Origin of the sequence: Scytonema sp. HK-05, from assembly GCF_963872035.1 — a bacterium.
In the GTDB taxonomy this organism is placed as follows: domain Bacteria; phylum Cyanobacteriota; class Cyanobacteriia; order Cyanobacteriales; family Nostocaceae; genus Kalymmatonema.
The window spans coordinates 105,302-121,856 of record NZ_CAWMYC010000001.1; the positions used below are offsets into that span (position 1 = coordinate 105,302).

A 16,555-nucleotide genomic window follows, 5' to 3' on the forward strand; every position below is an offset into this window, starting at 1 on the left:
TCTGAGGACATGGGGGATTTTATACTATGTTTATATCTCTATCTAGAAAGGCAGGGTAAGCGCCAATGGAACGCAAATAAGCTGCCAACTGTTCAACCTGTTGACGTTTTTGTAACAACAACTCCGCCTGTGTTGCTCGTTGCTGCCGTTCCACTTAGCGTATGCGTGTCTTTTATGTAACTAACAATCGCTATATATCTTTTTAAAGATAAGATAAAGATTTTATAAAAAGTACTAATTTATAGCAATCAGCTTAGTTAATAAGTTTTAAAATAATCTACATAAAAACCAGTTACAAAGTATTTTGTAGTTACAAGATAAAATACCTTGTAAAAGGCAAAGTATGATAGAGAATAACAAAAACGGACAGTGGCTCTACGTTTCTAAACTAAATCCACATTGAAGGCATTTAGAATTATCGCGGCAGTTTAGTCAACTCAAACATATTTTATAATCGTAGGATTATAATTAGAAACCAGTAACCATGCAAAATAACTTCTTGCAATTAACAGAAAATTCTATTTTCTTGGCTTCAATCTGAAGCAATTGGTTGTATAGATGTTAATTAAAATTGTGTTTTGTCTTTTTTAATTTAAACAGCTACGCTTGTAGAGCGAGCTAAAAGAATTACTCAGGATTCTCGGGATATCAATGAACAATCCTTGAATACCACCCCTGAGCTTTCTTGGCAACGACAGGCTACTTACAATCGTTCTGTGAGTCTGCCCATCGGGTTCATCGAATTCAAAAAAGAAGATCTTGAGTAATCAATCACCAGTCGTTTTGAACAACAAGTCAACAACTATCCCAACTTAATTGCCGTCAAAAGTAAGACGGAAACACTCACGTATGACCAATTCAATAGAAATGCCAATCACTTGGCATGAGCTATCCTATGGCAGTCAGGAGAATTAAAGAAAGCATTTCACTGTAGTGAAAGTAACTTTTCTGACTAGCATACTTGGGTGCTGAAGACTGGAAAAATGTATGTAGGGGTGGCTATGTTCTGTTGACTAGGTAATAGCAATCAAGGATGAGAATATATGGATGATACCAGCAAAAAGATTGCCCCTGTTTCACCAATCAAAAGAGAACTACCAGAGCTAGAACTTCAAAACAAAAGTGCTGATGTCAAAAGACAGCATACTATTCCCAAAAAAATTAGGACTGAATCTGCTCCCCTATCTTTTGCCCAGCAGCGACTGTGGTTTTTAGCACAGTTGGATACTAATAATTCACCATATCACATTACTAAGACTTTGCAGTTGCAAGGCAACTTGAATGTGGCGGTACTACAGCAGTCTCTGGATGCCATTGTTGCGCACCACGAAGCATTGCGAACCAACTTTCTTGCACCCGATGGCAAAGGAGTGCAGGTAATTAGTGAGCCTCGGTCACTCGAACTACAGGTGATTGACCTGAAGGATTGTCCGCCAAACCAACGCACCACCCAAATACAACAGACCTTACAACATGAGGCGCAACGCCCCTTCAATTTAACATCAGATTTGATGCTACGCGGGAGCTTATTGGTGCTGTCGCCTCAAGAGCACATCCTGCTGTTGGTCATGCATCACATCGCCGGTGATCGCTGGTCGATGAGCATTTTATTTGAGCAGCTGGCAACCCTCTACCAAGCGTTTTTGAACGCAAAGCCGAATCCTCTACCCGAACAACCCATCCAGTATACGGATTTTGCGGTTTGGCAACGTCAATGGCTCTCTGGGGAGGTACTAGAAAACCAACTCAAATATTGGAAACAGCAGCTGGTGGGTGCAAATCCAGTATTGGAATTGCCTGCTGATAGACCACGCCCACCAGTGCAGACTTACCAGGGTGCAAAGCAATCCTTTGTCATAAGCGAAAGTTTATCGCAAGCGCTGTCTAAACTGTCACAGCAAGAGGGTGTGACACTGTACATGACCTTGCTAGCCGCCTTCCAGACGCAACTGTACCGATATACTGGACAACAAGACATTTTGGTCGGTTCTCCAATAGCAGGTCGAAATTTGTCTGAGCTAGAATATCTGATTGGATTTTTTGTCAATACCCTGGTACTACGTACTGATATGGCAGGCAACCCCAGTTTTCGGGAATTGTTGCAAAGGGTGCGAAATGTGGCAATGTCCGCCTACGCCTACCAGGATTTACCGATTGACAAGTTGATAGATGAACTGCAACCAGAGCGATCGCTCTCCTATCACCCCCTGTTCCAGGTGATGTTTGTCTTGCAGAATACACCGCCACAAACATTCGAGTTACCAGGGCTGACCTTAACTCCCTACGATTGGGATAACGTTACCTCCAGGTTTGATTTGACACTGTCAATCTCGGAAACAGAACAGGGACTGCAGGGGTTGTGGGAATACAACACTGATCTGTTTGATGCTTGCACTATAAGCCGGATGAGTGGGCATTTCCAGACATTGCTCGAAGGGATTGTTGCTAACCCAGAACAGCACATTAGCGAATTGCCACTGCTAACAGCAGCCGAGCATCACCAGTTACTGTATGAGTGGAATGATACTGATGCCGACTATCCCCAGGATAAGTGTATCCATGAGTTGTTTGAACAACTGGTACGCACTCCGGACGCTGTGGCGCTGATGTATGAAGAGCAGCAACTCACTTACCAGGAGTTGAACGCCCTTGCTAATCAATTCGCGCACTACCTGAAGACTTTGGGAGTTGGTCCAGAGGTACTAGTTGGCATTTTTGTGGAACGCTCCCTAGAGATGGTTGTGGGACTGTTGGGGATTCTCAAAGCGGGTGGAGCTTACGTGCCTTTAGACCCAACGTATCCCAAAGAGCGCTTGGCGTTCATGTTGCAAAACTCTCAACCTTTGGTGTTGTTGACTCAGGAGTTTCTGATAACAGAACTACCCGAACATACAGCGCAAGTCGTTTGCTTCGATAGAGATTGGCATTCAATTACCCAGCACTCAGAAGAAAACTTAAACCAGACGGCAACAGCTGCCAACTTAGCTTACGTGATTTACACCTCTGGCTCAACCGGAAAGCCCAAGGCGGTCCAAGTTACACACGCTAATTTGTGTCACTACGCGCAGGCAATGGGACGAGCGCTCGGTATCACAGCAGAAGATGTATATATGCACACAGCATCGATCGCTTTCTCATCTTCCGTTAGGCAGTTAATGGTACCTCTGGCTGCTGGTGCTACTGTCAAAATTGCGACTTCCGAACAGAGAAAAGACCCGAGAGCACTGTTTGCCGGAATTAAAAAATACGATGTCACCGTTGTTGATACCATCCCCTCCTACTGGCGCAACTGCATTCACACACTAGGTGGCTTAGAACAACAGACGAGACAAGCCCTATTAGACAATAAATTGCGCTTGATTGTGACTACGGGCGAACCACTGCTGTCTGATATTCCCCCGCAGTGGACGTTTGGTTTCCAGCATGGCGCACAATTAATCAATATGTATGGTCAAACAGAAACCTCTGGGACTGTTGCAGTCTATCCCATTCCTGCCCAACAGGATGAGCGGGTAAAAATCGTCCCTCTTGGTCGCCCAATCGCGAATACGCAAATTTATCTACTTGACTCGCATCTGCAACCAGTCCCCATTGGTGTGGTTGGAGAACTGCACATTGGCGGTGGAGGACCGGCGGGAGGCTACCTTAACCGCCCAGAATTGACTGCTGAGAAATTTATCCCCAACCCCTTTAGCCAGGAAGAGGGGGCACGCCTGTACAAGACTGGGGACTTAGCACGTTATCTGCAAGATGGTAACATTGAGTTTATCGGACGCAGCGACTACCAAGTACAAATACGGGGTTTCCGCATAGAATTGGGAGAGATAGAGGCTGTCCTGAGCCAACACCCATTTGTACTCCAGACTGTAGTCATTGCCCGTGAAGACGTCAGGGGCGATAAACGCTTAGTAGCTTATGTTGTTCCCAATCAAGAACCAGCACCCATCATAAGTGACTTGCGTCGCTTCCTTAGAGAAAAGCTACCTGAGTACATGATCCCTTCAGCTTTCGTGTTGTTGTCAGCCCTGCCCCTTACTCCTACCGGCAAAGTCAACCGCAACACTCTTCCAGCACCTGACTTAGCATCAGATCAGGAAGCAACTTTTGTTGCTCCCCGCGATGAGTTAGAACAAAAGCTTTCGCAGATTTGGGAAGAAGTTTTACAGCTCCAACCCATTGGCGTCAAAGATAACTTCTTTGACATAGGGGGACATTCCTTGATCGCCGTACATTTATTCGCGCAAATTGAGCAGAAATTCGGCAAAAAACTTCCCCTAGCCACACTCTTCACTTCAGGTACAGTGGAAACTCTTGCCCAGATGCTCCGTTCTACAGAAGAAAAAGCAACTGATCATCACGTCTTGAGAGGGGCGCTTGGGGAGGACACATCAATAGATGCTTGGTCATCCTTAGTAAAAATTCAACCCAAAGGTTCCAAGCGACCTTTATTCTTAGTCCATCCCCTCGGTGGAGAAATCCTGTGTTACCGCCCCTTGGCTATGCTTTTGGGACCAGAGCAACCAATTTATGGGCTACAACCACGAGGACTAGATGGAAAACAGCCTCCCTTAACCCGGGTTGAGGACATGGCAGCCCATTACATACAAGCAATGCAAATCATTCAACGCAATGGTCCTTATTATATAGGAGGATACTCGTTTGGGGGTATAGTTGCCTTGGAGATAGCTCAGCAACTTCACTCGCAAGGTGAAAAAGTTGCTATTCTAGCTATGATTGATACCTGTGTTCCAGGTTCTGAGAAGCGATCGCCCTTCTTGATGCGAATTTTCGAGCACATAAATAATTTTAGACAACAAGGACCTGCCTACCTTCAGCGAAAGCTTGTGGGCTGGCGTGAGTGGGGGACATACCAGATCCGAGAGAAATACAAGCGTTTGTTGGAATCGGAGCGGTTCCCTGAGGGTGACAAGCACTTAGACATTATAGGCGCTAATGACCAAGCTCAAAGCCAATATATCTTCCAACTGTATCCCGGTCAAATGACGCTTTTGCGGACTGACGATAAGAATCGCGACACCGGTGTAGGTATGCAGTACGATCCGCTATTTGGTTGGGGCTCCTTAGTCGCTGGAGGAATAGATGTTCATCATCTTCCCGGCTCTCACATTTCCCTCCTCGATGAACCCAATGTACGGGTGCTGGCAGAGAAATTAAAGCTTTGCCTAGAGAAGGCGTATGTCATCAACTCAAACCAGTAAAAAATTAAGGATTTTGAGAAATGGGCTTGACACAAACACTCTTTTAGTATTTTTAATTCGCAGAAATAACTTACCTGTTTTAAAAAATGTAAGCCTTCATTTACAGGACTTTCAATGATTAAAAAAGGTAACTTATTCGTGCCTTGAGCCTGAATCCGCGCTTTTATAAAGCGCGGATTCAGGCTATAAGACAGCTATGAGATAATTTGTCAAAGTATGTGCATCTACTCCTAACTCTGTCCGCTCTTGTGCCGCTAAAATCGCCGCTTGAGAGTGCCACCAAGCAGCAGTAGCTACAATTTCCTCTACAGATATCTTTTTAGAAGAAGCTTGCGCCAACAATCCACCCATAAGCCCAGTTAATACATCTCCACTACCACCACGCGCCAAAGCTGGGGTACTTTCGGGATTAATCCAAACGGTACCTTGGGAGTTGGCAATAACAGTCCTTGCCCCTTTCAATAACACCACTGCGCCACTTTGCGCCGCAGCATCCCGCGTTGCTTTTACCCTGTCCTTGTTGGCATCAGGAATATCAGGAAACAACCGTTTGAATTCACCAGTGTGAGGGGTAAGTACTGTTTGTCCTTGTCTTTTTTGTAACGTGGGTATAGTTCCCATTTGAGCTAGGATATTCAAACCATCAGCATCCAGAACTAAGGGGTTGGTGCTATCTAACACTTGTTGTAAAATCGGGCTGGCGTCTTGTGTTAAACCGGGACCGCAGGCGATCGCACTAAATGAACTCAGATCTGTTTTTGGTGGAAGTTGCAGTTGGGCGATCGCCCCAGAATCTGTTTCTGGACACCCGATAATCAGCGCTTCAGGCAACTGTGCCACCATTATCGATTTCAGTGATTCTGGCACAGCAATGGAAAGCATTCCTACACCACTTGCTCGCGCGCCCAACCCGGTTAATATTGCTCCTCCGGAATAGCGACGCGAACCACAAATCAGCAGTAAATGTCCTTCCTTGTACTTGTGGGTAACTAACGGACGAGGTAGAGGCAGAGTGGAGAGTGCAGTTGTTTTTGTGATACGTTTAATACTTGGTGAATTCCCTAGTACAGCCTGTATATCAGCCAAGGGAATATCAAAATCAACTAACTCAGCTTTGCCGACATAATCAAGAGCATGGTCTTGCAATAAACCAAGCTTCCACAAACCCAAGCATAAGGTGTGCGTAGCACGCACCGCAGTTCCCAACACCTCACCTGTATCTGTGTGCAACCCCGAAGGCAAATCAATACTAATAATTGGTTTATTCCATTCATTGAGCTGATTGATAGCCGTTGCAACTGGATCTGTGAGCGTTCTTTCTAAGCCAAATCCAAACAACCCATCAATCAACAAATCACAATCTTGCAGTGGCTCAATTGCCTCATAACACGGTAAACCCAAACTCTTGGCATACTGCAAGTGCTGCGAAGTTAATTCCTTAAGCTTAGAGAAAGGGCAATATATTAAAACTTCATAGCCCCGAAAATGCAATTCTCGGGCTACTACCAAAGCATCACCGCCATTATGACCAGGACCAACGAGAATTCCTACGCGAAATCCCCATTGTTTCAGGGAAAGAAATGAGGAGGATAAGGAAGCTTTCCGTTTGTCACCTTGTCCCTCTTGTCCCCAAAAAAGGGGGTAGATATCCTGAATGCGACGGGCAATGAGTCCTGCCACTTTTTCCATCAAAGCCGCTACAGGCATTCCTGCTGCAAATATACGCGCTTCAATATCACGCATCTGCTGTGCGGTCACTACCACTTGTGAAATTAACTCTTGCCTGTCCTGCATTAGCATGAAGTACGAGTTCTGTGAAACTTGATTGAAATTCTCACACTTCTTTACCTTATACCGTGCTGTCATGCCGCGAATATTCAAATCCTCAACAATCAGGAATTTAATTTTTTCTAGGACTTACCCAGTTTACAAATAGGCTGTTATATCAATTAACACCATGCGCGTCAAGCCGCAGGTTGTGCGCTCATCTGATGAGCGAAAAAACTTGATGTCCTGGAAGTGGGCTTTGTTTGTGCATTCTTTACCCCTAGTAATCTATCACAGCTAGGTTTGTAGTGAGCGCTTTAGCGTTCGCCGCTCTTGCGTGCCGCAGGCAAGACAGCGCCAACAACAAACTACACTTACCCGTCATTTTTGGGTTGGCGAACTACTAGGTGCATAAGTAGATTTGGCTCTCATTTATTAAGAATGTAGAAAAGTTGCCTTAAAGAGCTTAACTTTCGTCCACTCAACAGCTAAAGGTACATATGCATAATCACAATTCTGTCAATGGCTAAGTTTTATTATCTTCCAAAAAAAGGCTTGGGCATTTCCGGAATAGAGTGGTATCAAGCAGAAGCAGTACGTGAACACACTTAGAAAAAAGTATTTAATTTTATGAAGTTAGAACGCTTTGACCCCCCTGCCAATATTGATGACTTTAACTCAATTCCCAAGCAGCTAGAAGCTTGGAGTGAGTTCATTACGAATACCTTCGATGATAATATTCAGTTTATAGAGTCGGTTGTAAACACTGGTAAGAGCCAATTTTACAATCCCACACAAACAGAAACTACTGAGCCTTTCGCACAAGCAGAGATTAGCTGGGTTGGGTTTCCAAAACTGATTTCACGAAAGCACCCAGGAGACGATCGCGCGGCTTGGGAGGAAGCTGACACGCTTCTCCCTGGAGGTGAGCGTCCACAGGACGAATACTTAGAATGGCACGTCACCCGTGAGCAAGGTAAGATTGTCCGCGTCACCTTTACCTGTGAAGGTCCTGAATATTGGGAAGCACTAGCGCATGGTTACCCCATCGGCTATAACGGTCCTAAAACAGCGGGTGCAACAGGAGATAAGCAAAAGCTTCTTGAGCTTTACAGAAAGTACATTAGTCCTGAAGTGGAGCTGGATGACCTGTTTGAAAACGGTCAGTATAACTCCCTCAATAAGTGGAATACAACACATGGAGCGATGCATCTGAATCAGGGCAATAACACCTTGAGTGCTGAGATCAACATTGCCGCCTTTGCTACGATTTTGCGCCAGAAAAATGGACGCCTATTGACAGACGCTGATGAACTGATTCGTTGTGCCCGCTTTGGCGCACCTGGTAGAGCTAGCGATCCCACCATTGGAGCAATTGTCAATTCATTGGCACGGGATGGACACTCGATTACCCTTGCCAATCCAGTTGGACTTTATATAGACAGTTTAGATACAAGTGGTTGGACAAAGCCAGATGGAGTCACTCCTGTTGACCCTGGCTACTGGCGGATTTTACGCGGCTCCACAGGCAGGATTCTGCGTGCAGTCTATGAGGTTCCATCAGAAGAGGGATTCACTGTGAGCGACATTCTGATTGGTGGAGAACCCATCGAGTTCGGGGGACAAATTGCAGACCATATCAGGGTGAAACTCACTGGTATTGCTTGCCGTAAGGGTGAGATTCAGAATCAACCCCTTGGGTGCGAGGGGGCAAACCTTCAATTCTCTGCTCTCGGTGCAATCGCTCCATTAGCTACGCGTCTGTCTCCTTCTGATGCAACGCCAGAACCTGAAGAAGCGATCGCTCTTAAGTAGCCAGTGAAGCGTGATGGCTGGAATATACCTTCTTTGAGATGGTTGATGGGTGTGTTAGCGACAAACCTAACACACCATCTTTACATTTGTCGGTTGAAAAAGGAGAACATAATTTATGGCACAACCACTGCAGGAAGAGGTACTTGCAGTTAACGATATTCAGGGAAACATTCTGGCAGGCTTTAACAAGGACTTCCAAACTTTCCTGTTTCTTAAGATTCACGACCGAGATATCACCAAAACTTGGCTACGCACCATCATCCCCTCGATTGCTAGTGTTGCAGAAGTGCTTGCATTTAACAGAATGTTTCGTGCCTTGCGTGCTCGCAGGGGGGAAGATCCAAGAGGGATGATAGCCACTTGGATCAACATCGCTTTCACCAGCGAGGGAATCAAAAAACTCACATCACAAGAGGAGGCAAATAAATTTCAAGATACTCCCTTTAAGATAGGAATGCCCCGCCGAGCAGGATTGCTTGATGATCCAGCTGATATTAGCTCAGATGGGCATCCTAACAACTGGGTGGTAGGAGGCAACAATCCAGAGAAATACCCAGACATTCTGCTCATAGTTGCCAGTGACGATATCAGTACTCTCAATACAGAACTAAATCGCATCAAGGCAGATATTCAAGCTTTAGCGAAACCTACAGGCGAAGTTGATGGTAAAAGTGCTCTAGAGATTATCTACGAACAGCAGGGCATGACTCGACCTGACAAACCAGGGCATGAGCATTTTGGATTCAAAGATGGAATTTCTCACCCTGGTATCCGGGGGTTAGTTTCCAACTCAGTAGAAGATTTCCTGACCCCACGACTACTTGATCCCCAAGATCAACTATCTCAGCGCTTCGCTAAGCCTGGTCAACCTTTAGTTTGGCCAGGTCAATTTGTCTTGGGCTACAAGCGGCAAAAGGACAACGAGCCAATTGATCCCCAAGATCCAGCGACACCCTGCCCTGCTTGGGCGATGAACGGTTCTTACTTGGTTGTGCGGCGGTTGCGTCAGGATGTTCCAGCTTTCTGGAACTTTGTTCGTACTAAAGCAGCAGAACTCTCGCAAAAACCACCTTTCAGCGATATATCCCCCGAACGCTTCGCTACACTGCTTGTTGGACGTTGGCCTAGTGGTGCTCCCTTAATGCGATCGCCCAAAAGTGACAATGAAGACCTGGCAAAAGATAGCTTAGCCAATAATCATTTTTCTTACGTCGCTGCATCTGAGCCAGTTCCCCTTATACCAATCCCTGATTATCCAGGTGATAATTTCCCTCAAGCTCCCAACGATTTTTCTGGTTTGATCTGTCCACACTTTGCCCACGTTCGCAAAATTAACCCTCGTGACACATCTACAGAGCAAGGTGGCTCAAATGATACCCTAACGCGATTAATTCTTCGTCGTGGTATACCTTTTGGTTCTCCCATTAAAGACCCAGTCAACCCCACAGCAGAAGAACTACAAGAAGAAAGAGGGTTGATGTTCCTGTCTTATCAAACCTCAATTAAGAATCAGTTTGAGTTTTTGATGCGTGTTTGGGCAAACCAAGATAATCAACCTCCTACTGGCGTTAATACTGGTGGTGGGCCTGATCCAATTATCGGTCAGCAAGAGAATGCAGGCAGCCGCGCACGTTCATTAAAACTTACTGGTAGTGATAACTCAACTGAAACCATTAAGCTCATGCAAGACTGGGTGATTCCAACTGGAGGGGGTTACTTTTTTGCACCTTCAATCAGTGCATTGAAAGACGTTTTAGCGGGTTAATCCCTGCTAATTAATAAGGGCAGGTATTTTGCCTGCCTCCATAAACTTTTTACTTTCCGTAGTAAACCCTGGCATTCCCAAATCTTGAATCTCGCCGCAGATAGTTATTCCACTCTTCTGCCTGCCAGCGCTTAGGAAAAGGTCCAACTGCCACGTGTGGTCCTCGCGGTTCATCTCTGGGGATAACGTATGCATTTCGTCCCACATAGCGTCTGATTTCATTCCTGTAATAGGGTAACTCTTCCGACTTGGTAGGAATAACGACATAGTAATTGTTAGACCTATTCCTGCCATAATCCCTTCCTGGGTAAGCGTTAGAATCTCCTCTATCAGGATAATAAGGTATATCTTGTCCGTTGTTGCTGGCGATTCGTGTGTTACCTATGCCGTTGGATTGCAACTGTCTGACTCTCTCTCGGGCACCTGATTCGCTCCTAAAAACTCCAGCCTGAATAACGTCACGTCTTCGTAAGCGCTTAATGAAGGCATCTGGTACAATGTAACGTACTGCTGACAGTTGTCCCCGCAAATTACTGCCATAAACGTACACCTGGTAGCGCCCAAAGTTTTGATTATTTTGATTATATTGATTTGACGGTGCTCGGAATTCTATAGTATTTGGGGGGGTTGTGGAAAATGGCTCCGGTGTAGGTACCTGCGGTAATGGCTCTTGACCATAGGAAGTCGGGACATTAGGAGGTGGCGGTAAGTCTTCACGCACCCTTTGAGTCAGCAAAACCTCATCTGTTTTGATTTGGGCATATGCTTGGGTGGAGTGGGAAATAAACAGCAAACATCCTCCTAACACTAGAGGGAAGATGGACTGTAGTCGAAAATGGAAGATATGAAACCGTAGAGGATTTAGTGTTGATAATCGGCTGAAACTGGTGGATGCTATAAATTGAGAAGGTATTGCACCAGACATAAGCAATTCATAAGGTACGGCATTCAAAATGAAAAAATGAGCTTCGTGTAATCAAGCATTATGGCTGTTGCTGTATGCAGCTGTTTTGGCGTGACAGCTTAGTAGCTGCAACAAGCTTAATAGAAGCATAAAGTATTACAGTGCTAAGTCAAACCTTTATAATCAATATTTCACTCTTTAGCTTTGTACCTTATTCATACGCCTTCGGTTGACAGTGTTAAGCTAGAACCAGTAGCCTAGCCATTTTTCCGGAGATGAACAAAGTAGTCGTTGGTCTTTCTGGTGGCGTTGACAGTTCCACCGCAGCAGCCATTTTGCACGATCAAGGTTATCAAGTTATTGGTCTGACCCTTTGGCTGATGAAAGGGAAGGGTCAGTGCTGCTCTGAAGGTATGATCGACGCGGCTAAAGTTTGCGAACAGCTGGGCATTCCCCATCATATTGTTGATATTCGCGATGTCTTTCAGACCAATATCGTCGATTACCTGGTAGCTGGTTACAGTACTGGGATCACTCCTTTGCCTTGCTCGCAGTGCAATAAAACTGTGAAATTTGGTCCGATGTTGCAGTATGCTCGTGAAAATCTGGAATGCGATCGCATTGCCACCGGTCATTATGCCCGCATTCAGTATGATGAAGCAACTGGACGTTATCAATTACTACGAGCAGTTGACCGCAATAAAGACCAGTCCTACTTCCTCTATGACTTGTCGCAAGATTTACTAGCAGGCACCGTATTCCCTCTAGGAGAACTCCAAAAAACTGACACTCGTCGTCTTGCCAGCGAACACGGTTTGAAAACAGCAGATAAGCCAGAAAGCCAGGACTTGTGCTTAGTGGAAAGTAACGGGTCAATGCGAGCGTTTCTTGACAAATATCTTGCGCCCAAAAAAGGCGATATCGTTGATCCCACAGGAAAAGTACTGGGGCAACATGATGGTGTCCATCATTACACGATTGGGCAACGTAAAGGGTTGGGGATCGCCGCTGCCGAACCGTTGTATGTTATCGAATTGGATGCCGTTAACAATAGAGTGATTGTGGGCGATCGCACCAAAGCAACTGAACCAGAATGCACTGTAGGGCGAGTAAACTGGGTATCGCTCGCCGAACCATCAACCCCTATTCGCACTGAAGTTCAAATCCGCTACCGTTCAACTCCTGTACCAGTCACAGTCATTCCCTTGGAAAATTCCCGTGTCCGCATAGTGTTTGATGAACCTCAGTTCAGCATTACCCCCGGACAAGCTGCAGTTTGGTACGACGGGGAAAAAGTTTTGGGTGGTGGGATCATTGAACAATTTAGCTAGATTGGGAATGAGGTATCGCGGATGAGGAGAAGTAGGGGAAGCTTCTCCTTTGGAGACGCTAGCGCGAACGCTGACACCTAGACACCGGGAAATTTTCTCTTTGTCCCTCATCCCCCTCATCTCCTCCTACTTTCTATTTGCCATTAACTATAATCTTTGCTCTATACGTCCCTACGTTTTGGTAAGTTATACATAGCTTAAAAAAAAATGTAGTTATCGCAAACAAAGGACTACCTTGAGTTATAATCTTGACAGCATAGCCCCTCATGGTGGGCAATTGGTGAATCGCATCGCTACACCTGAGCAAAAACAAGTATTTCTCTCAAAAGCTGACTTTCTACCGCGGGTGCAACTTGATCAACGGGCGGTATCAGATTTGCAAATGATTGCAATTGGTGGTTTTAGTCCACTGACTGGTTTTATGAATCAGGAGGACTATAACCGCGTTGTTACAGAAATGCGGCTTGCGAACGGAACCGTTTGGTCAATTCCGGTTACGCTCTCGGTTAATGAGAAAGTCGCCGCCCCTTTAACAGAAGGTAGTTTGATTCGTTTAGATAATCCGGGTGGTCAGTATATCGGGGTATTGGAACTTACACAAAAATACCACTACGACAAGACCCGTGAAGCTATTCATGTTTATCGAACCAATGATTCAAACCATCCTGGTGTAAAGGTACTCTACAATCAAGGTTCTGTACATTTAGCAGGTGATGTGTGGTTATTAGAACGCGAGCCTCATCCTCTATTTCCAAAATACCAAGTTGATCCTGTCGAGTCTCGGCAGTTGTTTCAGGAAATGGGCTGGAAAACTGTTGTTGGTTTCCAAACTCGCAACCCGATCCACCGCGCTCATGAATATATCCAAAAGTGCGCTTTGGAAATTGTCGATGGTCTATTTTTGCACCCATTGGTTGGAGCGACGAAAGAAGATGATATCCCCGCAGATGTGCGGATGCGCTGCTACGAAATTTTGATGGAGAAATACTACCCACATAACCGTGTCCTTTTAGCAATTAATCCCTCGGCTATGCGTTATGCTGGTCCTCGGGAGGCAATTTTCCACGCTCTGATTCGCAAAAACTACGGTTGTACTCACTTTATCGTCGGACGGGATCATGCTGGAGTAGGTAATTACTACGGTACTTATGATGCTCAGCATATCTTTGATGAGTTTAAGCCTGAAGAACTGGGCATTGTGCCGATGATGTTTGAACACGCTTTTTACTGCACGCGTACCGAGCAAATGGCGACAAGTAAAACAAGCCCTAGTCTTCCGGAAGAGCGTATTCATCTTTCGGGAACTAAGGTGCGGGAAATGCTGCGCCGAGGTGAGTTACCTCCACCACAATTTTCTCGTCCAGAAGTGGCGGCAGAATTGGCACGGGCAATGCAAATACCAGTCCATACTTACGATATTTAAAGCACATTCCGGTGAAATAATACAGTATAAAAGGTTGTTTTACACTACAGACCTCAGCCCTATAAGCTATAGCTGATGGACTGGGGGCTGATAGCTAACTATGAAGCGGCGAACGTTTTTACAAAGATTTGGTTCCATACTTACGGTGTTGGGTGCGGCTGAAACTAAGTGGTTGAGTTTGGGAAATCGCTACTACGAAGCTTTGGCACAACCTATACCGCGTAAATTGGCTTTATTGGTAGGTATCAATCAGTACCCAGAATCACCGGGTCTGCTCGGTTGTCTAACAGATGTAGATCTGCAAAGGGAACTTTTGATTCACCGCTTTGATTTCCAACCCTCAGATATCATCTCGTTAACTAATGAAAAAGCGACGAGGGAATCTATCGAGACGGCTTTTTTCGAGCATCTGGTCAAACAAGCTAGACCTGATGATGTCGTCGTGTTTCACTATAGTGGCTACGGCAGTCGTCTCAAGTTGGAAATGCAAGAAACAGAGCAAAACGCTCTAGTTCCAGTTAATGGCAGAGATGACAAACAAGAAAATAAGTTTGTCAACTATCTGTTGGAAGAAACACTGCTGCTGATGTTGCGATCGCTTGCCACAAATCACGTAACAGCAGTATTGGATACGAGCTACTATACACGCTCTACCTCCCTGCCAACAGGGTTGCGAATTCGTGCCCGTCCAGTAGCAGGACAAGGTATCCTGTCAGCAGAAGAACTTGAGTTCCAACTCCAGCTACAGCAGCAGGTTGCCACAAAAGAGCCAGTTATTGTGCTGTCAGCAACCTCTGATCCCAAGCAAATGGCAAGGGAGGAACTGTTATCTGGTTTTAGTGCTGGATTATTTACCTACGCCTTAACGCAGTACTTGTGGGAAGCCACACCAGCAACGACAATTCAAGTGTGTCTTTCTCATGTGGGTGCTTCTGTCCAGCAGTTAGGAAGTACGAAACAGCAGCCAGGGCTATTGCTAGATAAGAAAAATCAGCTTTCTCGGACGCTGATTGCAGATATTTTGCATCCATTCAGCACCTCTGGGGCAGAAGGAGTCGTCACAGGAACTGAAGACGACGGGAAAACAGTTTTACTCTGGCTAGGGGGACTCCCTGCACAAGTCCTGGAAAACTACGGAGTGAATTCACGACTGAGTGTGGTGACAAAAGAAGGGTTAAATACACAGCTCGTTTTGCGATCGCGTACTGGGTTAACAGCAAAAGCGCAAATTTCCAGTGTAGATGGAACCACTGCCCCACAAGTCGGGCAACTTGTTCAGGAAGCTGTGCGAGTTGTCCCCCGGAACATAAATTTAACAGTTGCTTTTGATACTGGACTAGAAAGAATTGAGCGGGTAGATGCAACAAGTGCCTTTGCAACAGTCGCCCATGTGTCAACTGTAGTAGCGGGAGAACAACCAGCAGATTATGTGTTTGGGAAACAACCAGAAGCGAAGAATAAAGATTTAGCAGCGACTAACTCTACGATGGTGTCTGTGAGTCGTTACGGTTTATTTTCTCTCGGTGGCGAACTCATTCCCAATACCGTTGGGGAAGCGACAGACGCAGTAAAAGTAGCCGCGCAGCGGTTAGCGCCAAAACTACAAACCTTGCTGGCGGCAAAATTATGGCGACTCACAGAGAATGCAGGATCTTCTCGCTTGGGTATTAAGGCAACATTAGAGATTATTGGCACCCTCACGCCTCGGGCGCTGATACAACGAGAAACACTGCGAACTCAAAGTCCTGAAACATCAAGCAAGAAAGCATTCAATGCTGAACTTGCAGAGATTCCCACTGTAAGTGTCGGCAGTAAGATACAGTATCGGGTGGAAAATATGAGCGATCGCCCTGTTTATCTGATGCTGCTGGCATTAAACAGCAGTCGGACTGCGATCGCTTTGGTTCCCTGGTACAAAGGTACTGAACCCGAGCCATCGGAAGCCAAACCAGTACTCAAAGATATGGTGATTTCTCCAGGGCAGACTCTGACGATACCACAAACAACAGCTGGTTTTGAATGGGTGGTGCAAGAACCAACTTCCTTGAGTGAAACCCAACTTATTTTTAGTACTGCACCTTTTACCCAATCTCTCTCTGCTTTAGAAGCTGCTAAGCATCCCAAAGCAGAACAACAGCGTATACAGCCCTTGATCAGCCCCTTAGAAGTCGCACAAGCTGTTCTGCAAGATTTGCATAATGCTAGTGCAGTTAAAGATATGAACGGCACAGCAAGTGACTCATATGTGTTGGATGTGAATCATTGGGCAAGTCTAAGTTTTATCTATCAGGTGGTATAAAATGTCAACCAAGAAAATCAAGGACTTATAGC

Annotated in this window: 8 protein-coding genes; 6 read left to right on the top strand and 2 right to left on the bottom strand. The window is 45.6% G+C overall.

Annotated elements, in window-relative coordinates; all coding sequences use genetic code 11:
• The first annotated feature begins 1,043 nt into the window (after positions 1 to 1,043).
• A complete protein-coding gene (locus AACT52_RS00475; RefSeq protein ID WP_073626186.1) occupies positions 1,044 to 5,219 on the top strand; it encodes a non-ribosomal peptide synthetase in 4,176 nt (1,391 codons plus the stop codon).
• A 183-nt stretch (positions 5,220 to 5,402) separates the two neighbouring features.
• On the opposite strand, the gene AACT52_RS00480 is transcribed toward AACT52_RS00475, so the two are convergent.
• The gene (locus AACT52_RS00480) at positions 5,403 to 7,013 is read right to left on the bottom strand and encodes a bifunctional ADP-dependent NAD(P)H-hydrate dehydratase/NAD(P)H-hydrate epimerase (protein WP_073626188.1); all 1,611 of its coding nucleotides are present in this window, start codon (positions 7,011 to 7,013) and stop codon (positions 5,403 to 5,405) included.
• 603 nt (positions 7,014 to 7,616) lie between these two features.
• On the opposite strand from AACT52_RS00480, the gene AACT52_RS00485 reads away from it, so the two are divergent.
• The gene (locus AACT52_RS00485; RefSeq protein WP_073626190.1) at positions 7,617 to 8,801 is read left to right on the top strand and encodes a hypothetical protein; all 1,185 of its coding nucleotides are present in this window, start codon (positions 7,617 to 7,619) and stop codon (positions 8,799 to 8,801) included.
• A 115-nt stretch (positions 8,802 to 8,916) separates the two neighbouring features.
• Positions 8,917 to 10,566 carry a Dyp-type peroxidase gene (locus tag AACT52_RS00490; RefSeq protein WP_073626192.1) on the top strand — a complete coding sequence of 550 codons (1,650 nt, stop codon included), beginning with the start codon at positions 8,917 to 8,919 and terminating at the stop codon, positions 10,564 to 10,566.
• Positions 10,567 to 10,615: 49 nt separating this feature from the next.
• On the opposite strand, the gene AACT52_RS00495 is transcribed toward AACT52_RS00490, so the two are convergent.
• Positions 10,616 to 11,491, bottom strand: coding sequence for a hypothetical protein (locus AACT52_RS00495; protein WP_143172685.1), 876 nt, complete (start codon positions 11,489 to 11,491; stop codon positions 10,616 to 10,618).
• A 254-nt stretch (positions 11,492 to 11,745) separates the two neighbouring features.
• Here AACT52_RS00495 and mnmA point away from each other — a divergent pair, with 254 nt between their 5' ends.
• The 3 genes from mnmA to AACT52_RS00510 all read left to right on the top strand — a co-directional run bounded on the left by mnmA (position 11,746) and on the right by AACT52_RS00510 (position 16,523).
• Positions 11,746 to 12,801, top strand: coding sequence for a tRNA 2-thiouridine(34) synthase MnmA (gene mnmA / locus AACT52_RS00500; protein WP_073626193.1), 1,056 nt, complete (start codon positions 11,746 to 11,748; stop codon positions 12,799 to 12,801).
• Between the two features lie 235 nt (positions 12,802 to 13,036).
• On the top strand, positions 13,037 to 14,224 hold the full coding sequence (sat, locus tag AACT52_RS00505) for a sulfate adenylyltransferase (protein ID WP_073626194.1): 1,188 nt from the start codon (positions 13,037 to 13,039) through the stop codon (positions 14,222 to 14,224).
• A gap of 100 nt (positions 14,225 to 14,324) precedes the next feature.
• Positions 14,325 to 16,523 (top strand): caspase family protein, encoded by a 2,199-nt coding sequence (locus AACT52_RS00510; protein ID WP_073626196.1) that lies wholly within the window; start codon positions 14,325 to 14,327, stop codon positions 16,521 to 16,523.
• The last annotated feature ends 32 nt before the right edge of the window (positions 16,524 to 16,555 follow it).

Bases quoted from the DNA above. Each gene is read 5' to 3' on its own strand.
- AACT52_RS00485 (WP_073626190.1), top strand. From the start codon at position 7,617: ATGAAGTTAGAACGCTTTGACCCCCCTGCCAATATTGATGACTTTAAC.
- AACT52_RS00510 (WP_073626196.1), top strand. From the start codon at position 14,325: ATGAAGCGGCGAACGTTTTTACAAAGATTTGGTTCCATACTTACGGTG.
- mnmA (WP_073626193.1), top strand. From the start codon at position 11,746: ATGAACAAAGTAGTCGTTGGTCTTTCTGGTGGCGTTGACAGTTCCACC.
- AACT52_RS00490 (WP_073626192.1), top strand. From the start codon at position 8,917: ATGGCACAACCACTGCAGGAAGAGGTACTTGCAGTTAACGATATTCAG.
- AACT52_RS00475 (WP_073626186.1), top strand. From the start codon at position 1,044: ATGGATGATACCAGCAAAAAGATTGCCCCTGTTTCACCAATCAAAAGA.
- AACT52_RS00495 (WP_143172685.1), bottom strand. From the start codon at position 11,491: ATGTCTGGTGCAATACCTTCTCAATTTATAGCATCCACCAGTTTCAGC.
- AACT52_RS00480 (WP_073626188.1), bottom strand. From the start codon at position 7,013: ATGCAGGACAGGCAAGAGTTAATTTCACAAGTGGTAGTGACCGCACAG.